Source organism: Paraglaciecola sp. L1A13, from assembly GCF_009796745.1.
Taxonomy (GTDB): Bacteria; Pseudomonadota; Gammaproteobacteria; order Enterobacterales; family Alteromonadaceae; genus Paraglaciecola.
In genome coordinates this window covers 1,572,337-1,592,202 of record NZ_CP047024.1, presented here as the reverse complement: position 1 = coordinate 1,592,202, position 19,866 = coordinate 1,572,337, and the positions used below count along the sequence as shown (strand labels likewise).

The following is a 19,866-nucleotide window of genomic DNA, read 5'->3' as shown; positions in this document are numbered from 1 at the left end:
TTCACATGTCATTACGCAGTAAAACCATTTTCGGTATCGCTAGCATCGAGGCTATCTTACTTTTGTCATTAGTGGTTACCGCAGTGACCTTTTTAAGTCGTTCTGTGAACAAAGACTTGGTAAAACACGCTTCGACAACGGCTACCTTGTTTTCTACCACCACCAAAGATGCGGTTTTGTCTTATGATCTTGCGTCATTAGACGACTTTGTTCTCGAAGCACTGAAAAACCCTGGAATTGAATACGCTCGCGTCATCAGTAGTAGTGATGGTGTGCTGTCTCAAAGCGGTACAGAAGAAGCCTTAAACCGCAGATTTAGTGCAGACCAACACATGGAAGATGTCAACGACGGGGTATTCGATACGTACGCTAGTATCATCGAGGGCAATACCGTCTACGGCCGAGTTGAGATTGGCATGAGTGTCAGTAATGCGCAAAGTGCCATCCAAAAAATTAAACAATGGACCACCTCTATCGCGCTCATAGAGCTGATATTAGTTGCATTATTTTCTTATGGGCTAGGCCATTACTTAACCCATCAGCTTAAACTACTTCAGGCTGGGGCCAAAAAAATATCTCACAGTGTAATCTCTGGAGATTTTACTGATACCCACATTCCTATTACTTCAAATGATGAATTGGGAGAGGTAGCACAAGCCTTTAATCAGATGATCGAAACCCTTAAGGCTGAATGCGTGCGCGTTAAAAACTATCAAGCGGAATTGGAATCTTTGAACCAAACATTAGAGATGCGCGTTGTCGCTCGCACCCAACTACTTGAAGATAAAAACGAGCAATTAACGCTTATTAATTTCCAGCTAAAAAGTGCTCAAGAGCAGTTAGTTCAATCAGAAAAAATGGCTTCGTTAGGACAACTCGCTGCTGGGGTTGCTCACGAAATTAACAACCCAATTGGTTTTGTAAACAGTAACTTAGCGTCATTATCAGATTATGCACAAGTGTACGTTAAGCTCACTCAACTTGTTTCAGATTGGCAAAAAAATGAAATCCCAGAACAACGAAAAACGCTAGAAATTCAAATCGGTGAATTCATTAGTAATGAAAACATCGAATTTATGCAAGAAGATATGCCAGAACTTATCAGCGAATCAAGCGAAGGCTTAACCCGCGTGAAAGATATCGTCGCAGGACTAAAACAATTCTCCCAAGTTGACCGCCAAGAGCTCCAGTTATTCAATATCAACAATTGTGTTAAGACGACCTTAAGTATGGTCAGTAATGAACTCAAATATCACTGCGATATTATCATCAAGCTCCAAGAAGTCAGTGAAGTTGAAATAAATGTCGGAAAAATTTGTCAGGTATTAACTAACTTACTTATTAACGCCGGCCAAGCGATTGGTAATAGAGGCACAATCACTATCGAAACGTATAGCCATAATGGCTTAGTTTATGTGTCGGTATGCGACACGGGGCAAGGCATTCCAGCTGAAAACATCAACCGTTTATTCGATCCTTTTTTCACCACAAAACCAGAAGGTCAAGGCACTGGGCTTGGTCTGGCTATTTCATTTGGAATAGCTCAAGAACACAGCGGCGATCTCACCGTTACGAGTGAATTATCCCAAGGTAGCTGCTTTATATTGACCTTACCTGCGGCTTCATCACAAAGCGATAAACCGCCTATTGAAACGCAAATCAACTAGCAAAACCTTATTTTGGAGATAGCACCATGAGTGAATTAACACCGAAAGAGTCAGAAACTTATACGGTCTTGTGTGTCGATGATGAAATCAATATTCTTAAGGCGATTAAGCGCGTTCTGCACAAACAGGATTATGAATTATTAATAGCGCAAAGTGGAGCAGAGGCACTCGAGATACTAAAACAGAAAACGGTACACGTTATAGTCTCAGATATGAAAATGCCTTCTATGTCTGGTGCCGAATTTTTGCAAAAAACAACCGCTTTGGTGCCAAATTGCTACCGTATTCTACTGACCGGATACTCCGATATGTCATCCACAATCGACGCAGTTAACAACGGCCACATAGACCGATATTTACAAAAACCCTGGGATAATACCGAGCTAACCTGCGCGATTGGCGATGGTCTGGCCAAAATTAAACTCAAACTTGAAAACCTACGGTTAACCCGTTTAATCAATAAGCAAAACGCCTTGCTCAAAGACTTAAATCACAACTTAGATGAAAAGGTAAAGCTACGCAGTAAACAAATTACCCTCGCCATGAGGAAGCTAAAACGCAATACACTAGCGACCCAACGGGTGTTGTATAATTTTATCAGTATTAATCCCAATCTAGACGGAGGATTTGCACAAAGTGTGAGTCACTTATCGGGTAAATTAGCCGCGCACTTATCACTTACGGATAAAGAGCATACACAAGTCAGTTTTGCAGCGTTACTGGGCGAAATAGGGCTATTAGGATTGGATACAGCCTTATATTCGAAGCCGTTTTGCGAACTAAATTTCAATCAACAACATATCTTTGTGCAACAAACTAAATTCGCAGAGCAAATACTTAGCCCCGCCACACACTTACGAGCTGAGTTAGATATTATTACCTGCCAATATGAGTATGTTGATGGCAGCGGAGCCAATAAACTCATGCAGGAACAAATTCCAATTGGTGCACAAATATTAGCGGTTGCAAGGGATTTTTGGCGCTACAAATTGGGCCGTATAAGCAAAACACCTCTGTCAAACGCTGAGGCGATTACTGAACTTAAAAAGTATCGAGGCTTGCGCTACGCAGCGAAAATAATCGATATTCTAGTCCAATATCCAGATGTTATCAGCGGCCAGTTTATCGAAAGTGCAATACAGGTCACCGATCTTGAGGAGGGCATGCGCTTAAAAGAAGATATCCTAACTGAGAACCATATCTTAGTTTTACCTAAAGGCCATATATTTTCAAAGACATCAATTCAACAATTGACTCAGTATGAGCATCAACGAACGGAATGTTTTACTATTTTTGTTGAGCAAGCAGGAGTGCCTACTCAGGAAGAGGAAAACTAAGAGAGAATTGCGTCCCTTTACCAACAGCAGATCGCACTTGTGTCAGCACATTATGCGACTCTAATATGGCATAAGAAACAGATAATCCTAAGCCTGTCCCGACACCAATAGGCTTAGTAGTAAAAAAGGGAGTAAACAGCTGATCTAAGGTTTTTTTATCCATTCCGCAACCTGTGTCATTTATCTCAATGATCAGTTTGTCGGCGGTCAAACTGGATTTTATGGTCAGCTTTCCACCGCTTGACATAGCATAAGCAGCATTGACAAATAAATTAACGAAAACTTGTTGTAGCTGGCCATTATTTCCGAGAACTTGCGGCAAGTCAGCATTCAGTTGATTATCCACTATATGCTCATATTTAAGCGCATTCCATGCAATCTTTAATGCCCCTTCAATACACAGATTAAGACTTATGCTTTCTAATTTTCCATCTCCACTATGGGAGAACGTTTTTAAGTTTTCTACGATCTCTTTTACACGATCCAAGCCATCTAAGTTTGATACCAATAATTCTTGAGCATCCTGTTGGATATATGCCAAATCATATTTATCACAAAGCGCTTTGTACTGCTGCGTGTCAATTTTCCCTTCAACTGTTAACGCCTTGGCAATACTGTTGTGTAAACCTTGATAATCTTGCAAATACTCTTCCAGCATTTCTATATTAGAACGAATAAAGCCCACTGGATTATTAATTTCATGGGCAACACCTGCGGCAAGTTGTCCTAGGGAAGCCATTTTTTCTGACTGAATTAATTGTCGTTCAGCTTGTTTTAAACGGTCCACAGTATTTTGCAGCTCTACGGTGCGCTTACGGATACTGACGTCCGTCACGCGGCGAGTAATGCCGCTCAATAAGTGCTCTCGTGCCGTTCCTAGCACTGATAGTGCTTCTTCATCTAAAAATTCTGCACGACTGAAAAAAGCTAACCAGGCAATTTTACCGCCAAGCAGAGCGAAGTTTCCAAAGACGATCCATTTAAAGCCTGAAAGCGCCTGGCTTGCTTCATCGTCAATAGGCGATACCAACCACATACTGAGGCTTTCTTGTTGCTCGAGCGGTAAGAATTGAATTGCTTGGTTAAAAAAAGACGGGTCGCTTACCCATTTGTTTGGTGCTCGCCAGATATTATCCACTTTAGATTCAAGCGCCTGCCCGTTATTAGTAACAATGAATAACCCACATTCAACGGAAAAAAACTGCCCTGTTAGTTCTACCGTATTCGTGATCAATTCTTGTAGCGAAATATCTGATGAAACATCACCCGATGTCTGTCGTAAAAACTCGAGTTCAGCTTGCTTCTTTTTAGCAATAGCCAAAGATGTTTGCAGTGACTGATTACTTTCATATAATGCTCTAGAATGAACCTCTAAATGTTGCTCAGACATCACTCTAGCCTTTTTTTCACGCTCTATTTTACGCTCAAGTACGGCTATCCTTGCCTCTAGTTCCGAGATTGATTTAGACAACTTTTGTCACCTTCATTACACACCGTGCATCACCTTCGTGTTCACACTCTGTTTGCTCAACAATTACCTGCTGCCCAGTGTGAGAAGCTAATCCCTGCACGATTCCCTCACAAAAGTAACACAGTTTTCGCGGTGAAATATAATGGAAACTCAAAGTGGTCGGCGTTTCCTCTAGAAACTCAAATTCGGGCAATATCGCTTCTGGATTGAGTTTTTTAACCTCAACATGGATTACGTTTTGCACACCATAAAGAAATTTAAACACGTCGGTAAATTTGTGAGCTTCTGGAGGTGCCGCTTGCAATAGTTGTTCAAACATCCATTGTCCAAATGCTATTTGCGCCTCTTGTGCAGTAAGGCTTTTCTTTTCCATAATAAGACCGACTAGGGTAAATAACTCCGCATCGTCATACGTGGCAACTGACGTATAAATGCCATTACTAGGCAGGTCGGCGACTTGTAACAACTCGTCCCAAAATTCATCTCCCCACAACTCGTCAACAAACTGATTTAATTTTACAAAGATAATGCCTTTCATAGGATATTCCCCAGTACGCTCCACTACCGACAACAGGCCGATTTTAGCCAACAGATAATGTGCTACCTCAAGATAGTCGATATATACCAGCAAGCTCAACGTAAATTAGTCTATATAGGTGTGTAAGACTGTCTTAATTATGCAACATTACTGTGCATGTATTAATAGGTTACATTCTTTAAGTGCATGTTTTAAATAATTAAATTCATTATGGAACAAGAACTGCAAATTACCAATCATTAGCCACGCTGTGGCAGACAAATCTCAAAATTCAGCAGTAAGATAGCAAAGGACCCATACATGTTTAATTCTCAGCAACTAAGTACTACACAAGCCTATAGTGCCTATACTAGTGAGCCCCAACTCACGGTTGATAATACCCGTGGGTACAACCGTGTGGTCTCATTCAGTGATGGAAGCGAGCAAAGCTATCAATTGCCACAATGCCGAAGCAGCAAACGCATCAGTGTGTTCGGTTTAGGCCACGGTGGCGCGTTATCAGCTATATGCATGGCAGCTTTGGGTCATAAGGTTATCGGTGTTGACTTGGATCAACGCAGAATAAATGCGTTAAATCAGGGCAGAACATTTTCTGATGAGAGCGGTTTACCTGAGTTACTCGCACGGATCAGTTCTTTCCATAACTTGGTGGCAACAGACGATGGTTTTAATGCTATAAAACGCACTGACTCTTCACTCATTTGCGTCAATGATGATATAGAACGCGATTCAGCAACAAGCATCGAAAAACTTAAAGCACTGTGTGAGCAAATAGGTATGAGTTTGCGTTATAAAGATCACTACCACAATTTGGTATTTTGCCAGCCTATCGATGCAAAAATATTACATACCGTGTTGATACCCACTTTGGAGTCTCAAAGTGGCAAAAAAGCGTGTCAGGCGTTTGGGATTTCAGCCTTCCAAGGAAGTAAAAATATTAATCGAACCATTAGAGACTTCTATCAACCATCTCAGTTAACCATTCAATTTTTAGATAAACAGAGTTGTCAGTTAACAGAGCAATTGTTTAGCGGTTTTAGGGCCAGCGTGAGGCGCATCAGTTGGTAAAAGATTGACGAGAGATTTGCTGATTACGAACTGTAAACTTAGCACAACCGAAAAAGTAATGCCGAATAGTTACATCGGCACCACTGAAAATATGAGCTAAACATATTAATCTAACCTCAACCTAGGCAAAAGTGTCCACTAAGTTTAGTGAACCTGAGTCAGACTGATTAGTCGATAAAGACGTTAATATGTCATTAAATGCTGCACCCAATTCTTCATTAGACAAACTTTCAGCACCGTCACGCAATCCATCTAATTGCGTCTTTAGCGATGACTGTTGATCTTTACTCAAGCTAGCGAGCATATCCGTTACGGAACTTTGCTCTTCATCTGACAAAGTGGAAACGGCTGATTCTAATCCAGGAGGCACGCCGCCCTGAGGTGGTGGAGGTGGTCCTTTAGGTCGCGTAACATCTTGCGATGCGAGAGTATTGACAGATTGATTGGCAGCATTTATTTGCATTTCATTTATCCTTTTTGAATTGTTGTATTAAAACAAACGCGAGACTAATCTCGCTTCGCATCTTCTGGGACAGCAACCAAGCTATCGTTCATCATCTCGCATGTAGCACTTAAGGTGTCACCGCGTCTGGTTTCAATCGTCACACTGTCACCTTCTGATTTATCTTCACATGCTTCAAAAGCTTCAGGCGGTGGACGACGATCCCCCCCGCCCTGTCCGCGACCTTCTTGCGCATGAACGCCTGTACTACCAATAACTAACATACTGGCTACAAAAAATAATTTTGATAATTGCATCTTTTTTTACTCCGATATTAAGTCTACCTCAAATTCTAGCGATCAAATGTGCAGAAATGATGGAGATTACATGGAGAAGTTAGCTAATCTTCCCAAAGCCGCTAGTGCAGGCTCCTTTCACGCAGGTATACTCAGCATATGAATATATTCCGTAAAGTTTTTTTATCATTCCTCGGGCTCACTGCCTTGACGCTTTTGATTACGTTAGGCTTAGCTCGCTGGAGCTTTGACCAAGGTTTTCTCAATTTTGTTGCAGGGTTAGAGCAGCAGCGCCTTAGTCTGCTCGGTGATACATTAGCAAATACCTACTCCCGTAAGAACAAGTGGCAGCCAGTCATCAAAAAAGGCTTAGCGTATTATCTAGATCCAATCCCTACAAGAGGTGGTAGACCTCCTAGATTATCTCAACCAAGTCCTTTGATGTCGTCACCGCATGATCAAGGTGCGCGCCCACCACCTCGCCCAAGAGAACATGGGAATGACGCCCCACCTACCGCACTATTCAATGCCCAAGGTGAGTGGCTCACAGGTAGCAAGCCAAAGTCTGATGCTAAAGAGGTTTTAAATCATGCGATTTACTTAGAAGGTGAGAAAGTAGGTGAATTACGTAGTTGGTTAGATACCATACCAGAGCGCTCGTTGGCATCATCTTTTTCCATGCAGCAACGTTATGCCAGTATTGGCATAGGCTTATTATGTTTATTAATTGCAGGAGCTGCTTCTTGGCTACTTGCAAGGCGGTTAACCGCACCAGTTAAGGATGTGCTGCATGGCGTAGAACGATTAAGTCGAGGTGTCTATGATGTCAATCTCGATACTTTGCGTCAAGACGAACTCGGTACATTGATGAGAAATCTAAACGGTTTGAGTCATATATTAAATGAAACACGCAGTGCAAAAAATCGCTGGTTTGCCGATATATCTCACGAACTGCGCACCCCGTTGACAATTTTAATCGGTGAGCTTGATGCATTAGAAGCAGGCATACGCCCGTTTGGTCCAGAACAAGTCGAATCTTTAAAGCATGAAGCGTTGCTTTTGCATCGCTTAGTGGACGATCTTTATCAGTTATCTATGTCTGATGTTGGTGGCTTGAAATATCATTTTAGTCTCGTTGATATTAGCGAAAGTATCGAGAATGTGCGGGCCGCGCTAAACGCCAAAGCACTGCAAAAAGGTGTGACGGTATCAGCCACAATTGCACAGCCTGTATATTGTTTGGTTGACCCACAGCGTTTAGAGCAGCTTTTTATAAATTTACTCAACAACGCCATCTTGTATACCGACACAGGGGGAGAAATTGTTTTATCCCTAAGCCAACATGGCAATAAAGTAACCTTTGAAATAAACGACACCTTACCCGGTGTACCACAGGCAGATTGTGCTAAATTGTTCGACCCTTTGTATCGTCAGAACGCATCACGAAATCGATCGGCTCCAGGCGCAGGCTTGGGCCTAACAATCTGCCGAAATATTGTCATTGCCCATCAAGGCATAATTAGCGCATCGCCTTCATCTTTAGGCGGAGTTTGCATCAGGGTAGAGCTACCGGCAGCGAAGGAATGAATATGAGCACAAAACAACAAGTACTAATTGTCGAAGATGAACCTAAAATCGCACAAATCCTAGTCGACTTCCTCACTTTAGAAGGCTACTTAACGCGCGTTATTCACCATGGTGATGAAGCCGAAGCCGCTATAAAATCAGATATGCCCGATTGTGTGATATTAGATTTGATGCTACCCGGTAAAGATGGCTTAAGTATTTGTAAAGACGTGCGCAAATTTTCTCAAGTGCCAATCATCATGTTGACGGCACGCGTAGATGAAATTGACCGATTAATGGGATTAGGTTTTGGCGCTGATGACTATGTGTGCAAACCTTTTTCGCCACGGGAAGTTGTTGCGCGCGTGCAGGCAGTATTGCGCCGTGCGTCCCTTAGCACCCCATCAGCGCACTCAACTACTTTGAGCTTCAAGCACATCACCATTGATACAGAGCGATTCGAGTGCAAGGTAAATGGCACAACTGTTGAGCTAACACCGGTGGAATTTCGCTTGCTTAGAAGCTTACTTAGCCGTCCTGGTGCAGTTCTCTCTCGAGAAAGCTTGATGCATAGTTGCTATGATGATTCTCGTATCGTTAGTCATCGTACGATCGACAGCCATATGAAAAATCTACGCAATAAAATCACCTTAGCGGATGATCCGCAACCAATCTTACAATCGGTCTATGGCGTCGGTTATAAACTGATGTGAACGTAAAATTCCATTAGCTAAATATGTGCAGGATCTGCTGAATATCTGCACAGTATCTGCGCTTTATTAACCTAAAGTAACATCAGGTTAATAGACAAAGATATATCCATGAAACGAATATACTCACATGCCCAATCTCTACTAATTTGTTCCTTAGTTTTATTATTATTTGCTTGTGGCGATAGTGCAACAGATACAACAGATACAACAGATACAACAGATACAACAGATACAACAGAAGAACAGACCACTACCGATACTGATACTGATACTGATACTGATACTGATACTGATACTGATACGATAGTGGATGCCGTCGATGCACCCTTTTTCTTCGAAGATGCTGTTATCGAAACGATCACCACAGAAAGTTGCACCTTGTCTGGCGGTACGCAAACAACCTGTTATCGCATCACAATTGCAGGTGAACCCGTAGTCGATGAAATAGGTCCTTTTTGCCCACCAACCATTGATTCTGATGCATCACAAGGCGGGATTTGGTTTGATGGATCGGGTGAAGTTTACGACATAGACGGTGAATTTATTAGCAACTTAGACTCGCTTTATGGTGACGGATGGCTGCTTTACGATCCAAGTACAGGTGAGGTTAATATCACTGATACCCAAACAGCTTGCGAGGCAGCAGCGCGCCCGGACGTGGATGCAGCTTATCAAAACTATTGTGTACAGTGTGACTTGGACTATTACGGTGGTGGCATTAGTGAAACCATATTGCTACCGGTTACGCCCATTCCTTTAGCCAACCCAAGTTATGTTAACAGTAATATGGGTATCTCCTTAAATGGCGTTATTTTAGCGGCTCAAGCCCCTGTTGACGCAATACTTAGCAATTATACTATTGCTGCATTTGACGATTGTGGTGGGCATATAAATCCAAATGATGGTTATCACTATCATGCCGCTACTGGATGCTCAACCGGTCCTGATGAGGAAGATGGGCACGCCAGCTTGATTGGCTATGCTCTGGATGGATATGGCATCTACGCCATGCTGGATGAAAGCGGTCTCGAAGAAACCGACCTTGATGAATGTCGCGGACATAGCGATGACACAAGAGGTTACCACTACCATGTGGCAAGCCCGGGAGAAAACATGTTTATTGGCTGTTTTCACGGAGAACAAGGCGAATGGTCAAGCAGTGAATAAGGACAATATACGATGAAAAGCGCCCCATCAGCAAACGTTGCAAAATGCCTAAAGCAAACATTTATAGCGATAGGTTCTAGCATTCTACTCGGCTCAGTAAGCCTGTGCGTGCTAGCTCATGAGGGCCATGTGGATAAAGACGCCCTACTAGCCTGTGCTGAAAAAACACTTAAAGAGTCTTGTCAGTACAGCAAAGAAACAGAGAAAAATAGGGTTAAAGTCTATAGCGGATATTGTCAAAAAATATCGCATAATAAGATATGTGTACGTACTCAACCCATAAAAATGGTTATGCTTGAACCACTCGTTAATTAACCTTGGTTAATTACTAGCGAACCGGATAACGGCGAGCCTGAACATCAGGCTCGTATGCTACCTATCATTCTATTTACTATTCTTCTATTTTTGCTTTTAACAGCCACATCTCTTCGTTGGCGGCTATTTTACCTTTTAGGCCACCTTTAACATCTTCACTTGTTAGCAATGAAATCGCGTGGCTTTGTGCATAATGTTGTGCAATCTCGTTACTGTTTACACAATAAGGCGGGCCAGGTAAAAGATGCTGAGGGTAATCAAACGTAATAACTAACTGCGAGGCATTGCCACTTAACGCACGAATGTGTGCGGTGTATTGTTCACGCATCTCAAAAGGTAACGCTACGAGCGCTGCGCGATCGTATATCGCATCCACCTGACCAATTAACGCACCAGATAGACTAAAAATATCGCCCACGTAAATATCAATCTGCAGATCGTTGGCACGTGCCTGATAGTGAATTAAGTCATACTCAGCAAGACGAGAGACTTTGGGCTCAATGCCCATATCAGCAAATAACTGAATCACAGCCGGCTCATGCAGCTCAGCCGCAACCACATGATGACCATTAGCGACAAACCAAGCAATATCACGGGTTTTACCGCATAGAGGAACAAGGATCCGACTTTGGGCTGGTAACTGTAGCGCCGAAAAATGTGCTTTCAATAATGGACTGCCCTTAAACTGATGAAATGCAATATCTCCCTGCAACCACTTTTCATGCCAATAACTTGCCTGCATATATACTCCATATTTAACACTTACTATTTTAGCTACTCGCTTCAATAAAAATTTATTTCACAGGTCTAGCGTAAAAATCAAACCGTCAACCTAACCAAAGGTTCGCGTATTACAACACACCTTTTAATTTAGCAATACCATAAGCATTGACCGTCGATGCATCTTGAATTTCACCCGTTATAATCATGCTCTCAAAAGTATCTAGCAAAAACTTCTGAGTGATTAATCCCTCTTCCTCTGGATCTAGACTAATCTGGGTAAAGGTTAGTTCAGTGGCAAAATAGATATGATATTTTTGATTACAAAATCCATATGCCAAGTACTGGTCACCCAAATACTGCATTTTATTGGCCACTAAGCCGGTTTCTTCTTTTAATTCGCCTGCAGCCAATAACGCGTGATCTGCATCTGGATTATCTTCCCAAGCACCTTGTGGTAACTCCCAGCAACGTTTTTTTATCGGATAACGATATTGCTCTACTAAATGTATATAACCGTTGTCCACTGGCAGAATCACTACAAAATCTGGCTTTTCTACTACGCCATATATGCCTTCACTGCCACTGCTACGGCGAATTTTATCTTCCTTTAAACGCATCCATTTATTTTCATATATAACTGTGCTTGCCAAAGTTTGGATTTCGTCGCTCATTTACTCACCTATGGTTTAATCACAAACTTGTCCATCAACAACGTTTGTTCGATGACCAATGTACGCTTACATACCATTTATCTTATCGTAAACAGTTAGGGTTTTGTGATGAGAGAAAAACTATTTTTTAGTTTTATTGAGGGATCTCATATTCCCTGCGTATACGTAGTAATATAAGGTAACTTATCAGGGAAGGCGTGAAAGTAATCCAGCTGAATCGGACAAAAAAACAGACCTTAGTCAATGACCAAAAGTGCCAACTAGTGGAATAGTTATACGCTGAATATGGTAGCGCTATGCGCCGCTTTATTCGTGTGCGCTCACGATTAAGTGAAGGTGATTGCGAAGATGTTATGCAGGAAGTGTACGAGCGCTTGCTTAAGTTAGAAGATTTGCAACAAAATAGCTTACTGAATAAAGTCAAAATAATATTTAGAACACGAAATATTGGCGTCAAAGTCACCTCGTAATTCTGGTTTTGGAGCCAACGACTATTCTTTGTGAGGATGCTATTTACACATGACGTTAAATAAAAAATTCTAGTCACCGAGCCAGTCAGAGCAATACTCTGGTTGGCTTTTTTTCACACCGACAAAATGAACGGATAGCCTAATCTATGCTTCGATACTTTCTTCCCATACTATTGTTGTTAACCATTTCGCTCCTTAGCCATGCTCAGGCCTGTCAGTTTGACGATGTCACCTTCAACAGTGATTTCAGTGGCGCACGGTTGGACAGCTGTGAAAAACTCGCTAAACATCAATACCATATCGGTATATTGCCGGAAAACAAACCCGTTAACCCTAGTCCTTGGTTTAGCTTTAAGCTGCACTCTGAACATGCCGCCAGAGTACAAATAAAATTAACATTTAACGGTAACAACCCGCGCTATTTACCCAAGCTCAGCACCGACGGAATAAATTGGCAGAACATTGCGTTTGATACCAAAGGACAAGAAATGTGGCTCAGTGTTAACACTGACACTAAACCTGTTTGGATATCCGCCCAAGAAGTAATCGATAATCAAGAATACGATATTTGGTTAGCTGCATTACAAGCACAACGTCCTGAAATATTAGTGGAAACACTGGGTCAGTCAGAGAAAGGCCGGCCGATTAAGGCACTGATAAAACAATCGGCACAAAATAAAGAATGGTTAGTGGTCATCGGTCGTCAACATCCACCAGAAGTAACTGGCGCCATGGCTCTTTTTGCCTTTAGTGAATCGTTGCTGCTAGATGATACATTACGTGAGCCGTTTTTTAATCGGTTCAATTTATTGTTAGTGCCTGATGTCAACCCCGACGGTGTCGAAACCGGCAATTGGCGACACAACGCCAATGGTATAGATTTAAACCGTGACTGGAAAAATTTCGCCCAAGTAGAAACGCGTTTAGTGCGAGACAAAATGGCCAGCATAGTGAAAAACGGTGGCAAAATTGTATTCGCTGTGGATTTCCACTCAACATATCATTACGTATTCTACACTATGCCACTGGAGCATGATTTGGCCCCAGTGCCACTGGTGACAGATTGGTTGGCTGATCTAGAAGCCGAGACAAAATGGGTCTTTAGACCAATCAACAAATCCGCGTCCTCACCAGAGCGTGGTATTTTTAAGCAATACATCGCTGATCATTACAAAGTGCACGGCGTAACATACGAAGTCGGTGACAACACCAATCGCCAGCTTATTCCTTATGTGGCCAAACAAGCCGCCAAAGGGCTCGTAAATAACCTGTTAAAAGTAGAGCCAGAAGCATTTTATGTTACGCACAAATAGACACCTAAAACCAACGTCAAAAGCATATTCCTATGGATTTTTCAGCTTGATAGCAGTTTTATACTTCTATTGTGAAATAGCCCTAGCCGCCGATATGCGTGACGCAGCATATGTTGAACAAGATGCTGCTCGCCAACAGACTGTAACGACAGAACTTGCACAAAATATGTGGCACTGGGCTGAAACCCGTTTTCATGAGCAAAAGAGCAGCCAAGCCATGCAAAATATATTGGCGGCGGAAGGTTTTAAGGTTGAAGTCGGCGTCGCCGGTATGCCCACCGCTTTTGTGGCCAGTTACAGTTCAAGTAACAGCAATAGTGAAGGCCCAGTTATCGCCATATTGGCAGAAATGGACGCCCTACCCGGTTTGTCGCAAAAGGCTGTAGCCTATAAACAAGCCATTGATGGCAAGGAGGCAGGACACGCTTGCGGTCACCATTTATTTGGTGCTGGCTCATTGGCCGCTGCAATAACCGTCAAAAACTGGTTAAAGCAGAACAAGGTTAATGGTCAAATTCGGCTATATGGCACACCTGCTGAGGAAGGTGGTTCGGGCAAAGTGTATATGGTCCGAGAAGGCCTGTTTAACGATGTAGATAGTGTATTGCATTGGCATCCAGGTGATCAAAACACCACACAACCCATGACAACCCTTGCAAATAAAACCGCAAAATTTCGCTTTCATGGTATTGCCTCACACGCAGCCGCAGCGCCAGAGCTTGGGCGCTCAGCCCTAGATGCCGTTGAAGCCATGAATTACATGGTCAATATGATGCGTGAGCATGTGCCGTCTGATACGCGCATTCATTATGTTATTACCCATGGTGGCGGAGCACCTAACGTGGTGCCTGAATTTGCCGAAGTCTATTATTATATGCGTACCCCCTCAGCCGCAGACTTACCTGCCTTATGGGCCCGATTAGAGAAAACGGCACAAGCAGCTGCCCTTGGTACAGAAACCACTGTCGACTGGGAAATTATGTCAGGCGTGTGGAGCACACTGCCTAATGCCACATTAGCCAAAGTCACGCACGAAGCGATGCTAGCATTTGGTGGTATTGAGTATTCACTTCAGGAGCAGGAATTTGCCGCGCAACTTCGCACAACACTCAATAAACGTGCATTAAGCCAAATCGGCAATGAGCAAAAAATTATGCCTTTCACTGACGATATTTATCATGCTACTGCGTCAACTGACGTGGGTGATATTAGCTGGAACGTGCCCACTACGGGATTTGTTACTGCTACTTGGGTACCTGGTACAGCTCCTCATAGTTGGCAAGCCGTGGCTGCTGGCGGAATGAGCATCGGCTACAAAGGCATGCACCTAGCGAGCAAAACCTTAGCATTAAGTGCAATACGCTTATTTGAACAGCCTCAATTGATACAAGAAGCCAAAACAGAGTGGCGCAAGCATGTGGGTAATGTGCAATATCAATCACAAATTGGCAATCGCACTCCAGCGCTGTAATCTGAAACGTTGTACTCGCCATCTTAAGTGTTAATACTGAGGTACATAATTATGACTAATTGCCTGTTTTAGCAGGTAGTATTTGCCTTTTTTCAGTGCAACTTTAATTTGATAATAATCGTATGCATGGGGTGTTTTTCATCTAGCAACGATAAAATAAATGGGTATTGGTGGGACGATTTTATTGTTTAACCTACTAGGCACACAGGAGCAAATATGGACTTAATCGCCCCATCAGATAAACATATTAGACAACTCATGACGTGGTTCGAAGATGAAGCGCAATTGGCAATCTGGTCAGGCCCTAACTTTCGCTACCCTTTTGACTTATCGTCGTTTAAATATGATCTAAAATTAACGTCCCTTCAATCATTCTCAGGATTTTCAGCACAACGCGAATTATTGGCATTTGGTCAATACTATTTACGTGAAGGAAAATGCCACTTAGGACGATTGGTGGTTAATCCTGAGTTTCGAGGACAAGGTTTTATTGCGGAATTAATTGAAAAGCTCAGCGCAGTAGGTAGACAAGAGTTAGCAGTTAATGCCTGCTCACTGTTTGTTTATAATCACAATACCTCTGCAATAACGGCATATGAGAAACTTGGATTTTTGATAGAAAACTATCCAGTTGAAATACCGCTGGATAATTGTTTGTACATGGTACATCGGGGTTGAATCACTCAGCGCCGCGTGCGTATAAACAGAGTCATCTCTAGTTACGAATGCGCCGAAAAAATCTCACTAAACCAACTAAACATACCTGCCTTAGGAGAATGATGTTCAATAGATTCAACGTTATTATTGATGTCATTGTGTTGGCTTTTTTGCCAGCGCTTATTCGTCGCTAAACGCTGTTCACGTCTCTCTTGAGCGCGATTCGCAACATCGGTAAATCTGGCTCTTTGCTGCGTAGTAAAACCTTCGGAAAAACTCTTACTTGGCGCGCTACGAGGTCGATTTCCGCGTCCACCTTTAGGTGAGCTACACATAATAATTCCTTCGATTAACTCTTCTCTACTGATAAGACAGGAATAATGTGATATTTCTTTCACGCAAGCGTGTAAACACTTTATTTTACAGCCTTACTCATACCTAAGCGCATCAATCGGCGCTAGGCGCGACGCTTTAAGCGCAGGATAGTAGCCAAAAAACACGCCGATCAAGCCAGAAAAACCTAAACTCAATAACACCACTCTGGTTTCAATAATTCCACCAGCGCCAATGCCGTATTGATTACCAATAAACACAAAGCCATAAGCAATCATTACCCCGATAAATCCGCCTAGACCGCACAACACTATCGATTCAATCAAAAACTGATACAGAATATCGGAAGGCTTCGCCCCCACCGCCATACGCAAGCCGATTTCCCGTGTGCGCTCGGTCACTGATACCAACATAATATTCATAATACCGATACCCCCCACGACTAAGCTAACCGATGCAACCCACGCGAGTAAGGTATTAAACACCTGAATGGTTTCAGCGCGAGTAGCAATCATTTCTGACACGTTACGAATACGAAATAAATCGTCTGCGCCAACTGGAATGCGCATGCGCTGGCGCAGTAAAAGCGACATTTCATCTTCAATATAATCCATATCCTCACCGTCATAAGCACTGACCTGAATAAAGCGCACAGATTTTGGATTAGTCGCGTTCACACCGGTTATTTTATTGCGCACCGTTTTGATGGGTAGAAAGATTACGTCGTCTTGATCTTCTCCTCTGGCATCTTGGCCTTTTTCATTTAGCACCCCAATAACAGTGGCGTTAAAGTTTGTCACGCGTAAGGTTTGGCCGATGGGATCGCTTGCGCCAAATAGCTCGCTGCGTACCCTTTCACCTATGATCACCACCTTGCTGCCACGGCTAATTTCCGCGGGCGTGAATTCACGCCCGTTGGCTACATCCCAGTCACGTACAACGAAATAGCGATTATCAATGCCGACGATTTCTGTGGACCAGTTCAAGTTGCCATATATGACTTGCCCCGATGCAGACAAATACGGCGCAGCGGCTTCAACACCTGGTACTTGTTTTTCGATTAAATTGGCATCGTCTTCATTTATTTTCACCACAGACTCAGATCGCGCACCACCGCTTTGGCGAAATGATCCGGTAACAAAGAAGACATTGCCACCCAAGGATTTTATTTGCTCATCGACTTTCTGTTGTGCCCCAGCGCCCATTGCGACCATTATGATCACAGCGGCCACGCCAATAATTATGCCTAACATTGTTAAGCAACTGCGCAGCACATTGACTCGAAGAGCGGTTATCGCTGTTTTAAGCAAAATAACAATTTTCATGCTACGCCCTCGTCTGCTGCTTGGCGTATATGTTGATTACGTTCGTCACTGATCAATTCCCCATCGCGAAACGTTAGTTTACGGCTCGCAAACGCCGCAATTTCCGGTTCATGAGTAACTAACACTATGGTTTTGCCTTGTTGATTGAGTTGCTGAAAAAGTGCCATGACCTCCAATCCTGTCTGCGTGTCTAACGCACCGGTTGGCTCATCGGCTAAGATCATCAGTGGATCGTTTATTAGTGCCCTAGCTATCGCAACACGTTGTTGTTGACCGCCAGATAACTGACCGGGGTGATGATCCATTCGAGACCCTAAACCAACACTTTCTAAACATTGCTTGGCACGAGAGACCCAATCCGCTTCGGGAATTTTGCTGTACAATAATGGTAACGTGACGTTATCTAACGCGCTGGTACGAGGCAGTAAATTAAACTGTTGAAAGACAAATCCAATACGCTGATTACGCACGGTCGCCAATTCATTCTTACTCAGTGTTGATAATTCCTGACCAGCAAAGGCAATACTGCCCTCGCTAGCAATATCTAAACAGCCCAGTAAGTTCATCATGGTAGATTTACCCGAGCCTGAGCTGCCCATAATCGCTACAAATTCACCTTGATATATATCGAGATCAACGCCTTTGAGAGCCCAAACCAACTCATCACCCATGGTATATACTTTTTTAGCCTGACGAACTCGAAGCAGCGGCTCAGACATTAGTCAGTCACCTTTTGAGCACGTACGATAACCTTGTCACCATCACTGAGTTGCTTAGATTTGATCTCACTGTATTCGAGATCAGCAATACCAATGCCCACATCCACTTTACTTGGTTGGCCATCACGCAACACCCAAACCGCGCCACGCTGATAATCTTGCTTCTCTCCCCCCGCTTTGCGCTGAGCGCTGCGTGATTGACCAAGCACTTTATATTTTTCCATTTGATCCGGCGTTAAGATGCTTTGCAGCGCAATATTCATCTGGCTACGCACTTTTTTCATCGCATCATTTCCTGAAGGGCGACCACCGGGTCCACCAGGGCCAGCTTCACGTGCTGCGCTCATTGATTCGCGCATTTTACTCATCACGTCAGCTACCTGTTTTTGCTGCGCCTCATTTAGCCCGAGCTGTTGGGATAATTCGGCTAATCGGCCATCTGGCCCTGCGCTACTATTGGCAGAACTCGACCCGCTATCAGGTGAAAAGCGTAATGCCGAGTTAGGCACCCGCAGTACATTATCACGTTGCCCAAGTACGATATCGACATTAGCCGTCATACCGGGTAGCAGTAATAAACGGTCGTTTTTCACGCCAATAATCACTTTATATGTCACCACATTATTGGTCACCGTAGCGGACTTTCTCACTTGAGTGACCATTCCGTTAAACTTTCGCTCGGGGAAAGCATCGACGGTAAAATTAACCGTTTGATCTTTAGCGATGCGTCCTATATCCGCCTCATCCACGTCAGCTTCTATCTGCATAGAGGCTAAATCTTGTGCTATCGAAAATAACGTTGGCGCCGAAAGACTGGCTGACACGGTTTGGCCTTTGTCTACTTGTCGGTCAATGACCACACCGTCCACGGGAGAGCGAATATAGGTACGATCCAAATCCAATTTAGCTTGCTCTAACATAGATTGAGATTGTTGTACTTTGGCCTTGCCAACCAAAATAGCCGCGTCAGCTGTATCAATCGCGACTTTAGCCAGTTCGTATGAGGTTTCACTGATATCTAACTCAGAGGCACTGACCAGATTTTTGTTGCGCAGCTCGCGTGTTCGCTGATATTCACGTTCGGCGAGTTTTTCTTCGGTTTGCGCCTTCTTAAGAGCCGCATTAAGCTGCACTAGACTGGCATCCGACGACGCTAAATCTGCTTCACTTTGGCGCAGCTTTGATACCACGGTTCGATCATCTATACGGGCGATAATCTGTCCGCTAGTTACTTCGTCGTTAAAGTCCACATTAAGCTGAGAAATTAACCCTGATAACTCGGAACCGACTTCGACTGTAACCACCGGCGAGATAGAGCCAGAAGAATTAACCGTGCTTTCAATTCTGCCAACTGACAATGGTTGGGTGTGATAGACAATACGCTCACTAGATTGAGATGGTTGGGTAAACCACCAAAATGCCGCTGCTATAACAGCTACGATAACGAGTCCCTTTATTAACGATGTATTCTTCATAGTGTGATATCTGCAAAATCTATTTAAATGCTGGAATAATGTGGGAATTAAAGCACTTATCGAGTAAAAATACTGTCATGAGAATGTAAAGTTATCTAAAGTTGTTGTTTCATAGCATGATGGCAGTTA

General features: G+C 43.2%; 21 protein-coding genes. 11 read left to right on the top strand and 10 right to left on the bottom strand.

The features are described 5' to 3' along the window. Positions 1–5 precede the first annotated feature (5 nt). Both GQR89_RS06640 and GQR89_RS06635 read left to right on the top strand, forming a co-directional pair. On the top strand, positions 6–1,667 hold the full coding sequence (locus GQR89_RS06640) for an ATP-binding protein (RefSeq protein WP_158769327.1): 1,662 nt from the start codon (positions 6–8) through the stop codon (positions 1,665–1,667). A gap of 26 nt (positions 1,668–1,693) precedes the next feature. After that, a complete protein-coding gene (locus GQR89_RS06635; protein ID WP_158769326.1) occupies positions 1,694–3,004 on the top strand; it encodes a response regulator in 1,311 nt (436 codons plus the stop codon). On the opposite strand, the gene GQR89_RS06630 is transcribed toward GQR89_RS06635, so the two are convergent. Both GQR89_RS06630 and GQR89_RS06625 read right to left on the bottom strand, forming a co-directional pair. Then, positions 2,982–4,475 carry an ATP-binding protein gene (locus GQR89_RS06630; RefSeq protein WP_158769325.1) on the bottom strand — a complete coding sequence of 498 codons (1,494 nt, stop codon included), beginning with the start codon at positions 4,473–4,475 and terminating at the stop codon, positions 2,982–2,984. The genes GQR89_RS06635 and GQR89_RS06630 overlap by 23 nt on opposite strands. Further along, a complete protein-coding gene (locus GQR89_RS06625; RefSeq protein ID WP_233269104.1) occupies positions 4,468–5,106 on the bottom strand; it encodes a heme NO-binding domain-containing protein in 639 nt (212 codons plus the stop codon). Before GQR89_RS06625 ends, GQR89_RS06630 begins: the two co-directional genes overlap by 8 nt. A gap of 207 nt (positions 5,107–5,313) precedes the next feature. Here GQR89_RS06625 and GQR89_RS06620 point away from each other — a divergent pair, with 207 nt between their 5' ends. Further along, on the top strand, positions 5,314–6,081 hold the full coding sequence (locus tag GQR89_RS06620) for a GDP-mannose dehydrogenase (protein ID WP_158769324.1): 768 nt from the start codon (positions 5,314–5,316) through the stop codon (positions 6,079–6,081). A gap of 121 nt (positions 6,082–6,202) precedes the next feature. Here the strand turns inward: GQR89_RS06620 and GQR89_RS06615 are convergent, their stop codons facing one another. Then, complete coding sequence (locus tag GQR89_RS06615) at positions 6,203–6,544, bottom strand: hypothetical protein (protein WP_158769323.1); 342 nt, start codon at positions 6,542–6,544, stop codon at positions 6,203–6,205. A 44-nt stretch (positions 6,545–6,588) separates the two neighbouring features. Next, entirely contained in the window at positions 6,589–6,840 is a 252-nt protein-coding gene (locus GQR89_RS06610; RefSeq protein ID WP_158769322.1) for a hypothetical protein, read from the bottom strand. A gap of 138 nt (positions 6,841–6,978) precedes the next feature. On the opposite strand from GQR89_RS06610, the gene GQR89_RS06605 reads away from it, so the two are divergent. The 4 genes from GQR89_RS06605 to GQR89_RS06590 all read left to right on the top strand — a co-directional run bounded on the left by GQR89_RS06605 (position 6,979) and on the right by GQR89_RS06590 (position 10,580). After that, positions 6,979–8,406 (top strand): ATP-binding protein, encoded by a 1,428-nt coding sequence (locus tag GQR89_RS06605; RefSeq protein ID WP_158769321.1) that lies wholly within the window; start codon positions 6,979–6,981, stop codon positions 8,404–8,406. 2 nt (positions 8,407–8,408) lie between these two features. After that, positions 8,409–9,098, top strand: a complete 690-nt coding sequence (locus GQR89_RS06600; RefSeq protein WP_158769320.1) for a response regulator — start codon at positions 8,409–8,411, stop codon at positions 9,096–9,098. A 108-nt stretch (positions 9,099–9,206) separates the two neighbouring features. Further along, the gene (locus GQR89_RS06595; RefSeq protein ID WP_158769319.1) at positions 9,207–10,265 is read left to right on the top strand and encodes a YHYH protein; all 1,059 of its coding nucleotides are present in this window, start codon (positions 9,207–9,209) and stop codon (positions 10,263–10,265) included. 12 nt (positions 10,266–10,277) lie between these two features. Then, the gene (locus GQR89_RS06590; RefSeq protein ID WP_233269103.1) at positions 10,278–10,580 is read left to right on the top strand and encodes a hypothetical protein; all 303 of its coding nucleotides are present in this window, start codon (positions 10,278–10,280) and stop codon (positions 10,578–10,580) included. Between the two features lie 76 nt (positions 10,581–10,656). Here GQR89_RS06590 and tmpT read toward each other — a convergent pair whose 3' ends face one another. Together tmpT and GQR89_RS06580 are read right to left on the bottom strand one after the other, a co-directional pair. Continuing rightward, positions 10,657–11,322, bottom strand: a complete 666-nt coding sequence (tmpT, locus tag GQR89_RS06585; RefSeq protein WP_158769318.1) for a thiopurine S-methyltransferase — start codon at positions 11,320–11,322, stop codon at positions 10,657–10,659. Between the two features lie 109 nt (positions 11,323–11,431). Continuing rightward, positions 11,432–11,974: an NUDIX hydrolase gene (locus GQR89_RS06580; protein WP_158769317.1), complete on the bottom strand. Its 543-nt coding sequence runs from the start codon at positions 11,972–11,974 to the stop codon at positions 11,432–11,434. Positions 11,975–12,270: 296 nt separating this feature from the next. Between GQR89_RS06580 and GQR89_RS21480 the strand changes: the two genes are divergently transcribed. The 4 genes from GQR89_RS21480 to GQR89_RS06560 all read left to right on the top strand — a co-directional run bounded on the left by GQR89_RS21480 (position 12,271) and on the right by GQR89_RS06560 (position 15,906). Continuing rightward, entirely contained in the window at positions 12,271–12,444 is a 174-nt protein-coding gene (locus tag GQR89_RS21480; protein ID WP_233269102.1) for a hypothetical protein, read from the top strand. Between the two features lie 146 nt (positions 12,445–12,590). Next, positions 12,591–13,757: a M14 family metallopeptidase gene (locus GQR89_RS06570; protein WP_158769316.1), complete on the top strand. Its 1,167-nt coding sequence runs from the start codon at positions 12,591–12,593 to the stop codon at positions 13,755–13,757. Between the two features lie 46 nt (positions 13,758–13,803). Continuing rightward, entirely contained in the window at positions 13,804–15,228 is a 1,425-nt protein-coding gene (locus tag GQR89_RS06565) for an amidohydrolase (protein WP_233269101.1), read from the top strand. A 216-nt stretch (positions 15,229–15,444) separates the two neighbouring features. After that, positions 15,445–15,906 carry an N-acetyltransferase gene (locus tag GQR89_RS06560; protein WP_158769314.1) on the top strand — a complete coding sequence of 154 codons (462 nt, stop codon included), beginning with the start codon at positions 15,445–15,447 and terminating at the stop codon, positions 15,904–15,906. A gap of 41 nt (positions 15,907–15,947) precedes the next feature. Here the strand turns inward: GQR89_RS06560 and GQR89_RS06555 are convergent, their stop codons facing one another. The 4 genes from GQR89_RS06555 to GQR89_RS06540 form a co-directional block, all read right to left on the bottom strand. Next, positions 15,948–16,220: a hypothetical protein gene (locus GQR89_RS06555; RefSeq protein ID WP_158769313.1), complete on the bottom strand. Its 273-nt coding sequence runs from the start codon at positions 16,218–16,220 to the stop codon at positions 15,948–15,950. A 93-nt stretch (positions 16,221–16,313) separates the two neighbouring features. Then, positions 16,314–17,543: an ABC transporter permease gene (locus GQR89_RS06550; protein WP_158769312.1), complete on the bottom strand. Its 1,230-nt coding sequence runs from the start codon at positions 17,541–17,543 to the stop codon at positions 16,314–16,316. Next, the gene (locus GQR89_RS06545) at positions 17,540–18,262 is read right to left on the bottom strand and encodes an ABC transporter ATP-binding protein (protein ID WP_158769311.1); all 723 of its coding nucleotides are present in this window, start codon (positions 18,260–18,262) and stop codon (positions 17,540–17,542) included. The genes GQR89_RS06550 and GQR89_RS06545 overlap by 4 nt, the downstream gene beginning before the upstream one ends. Beyond that, a complete protein-coding gene (locus tag GQR89_RS06540; RefSeq protein ID WP_158769310.1) occupies positions 18,262–19,737 on the bottom strand; it encodes an efflux RND transporter periplasmic adaptor subunit in 1,476 nt (491 codons plus the stop codon). Before GQR89_RS06540 ends, GQR89_RS06545 begins: the two co-directional genes overlap by 1 nt. Between the last annotated feature and the right edge of the window lie 129 nt (positions 19,738–19,866).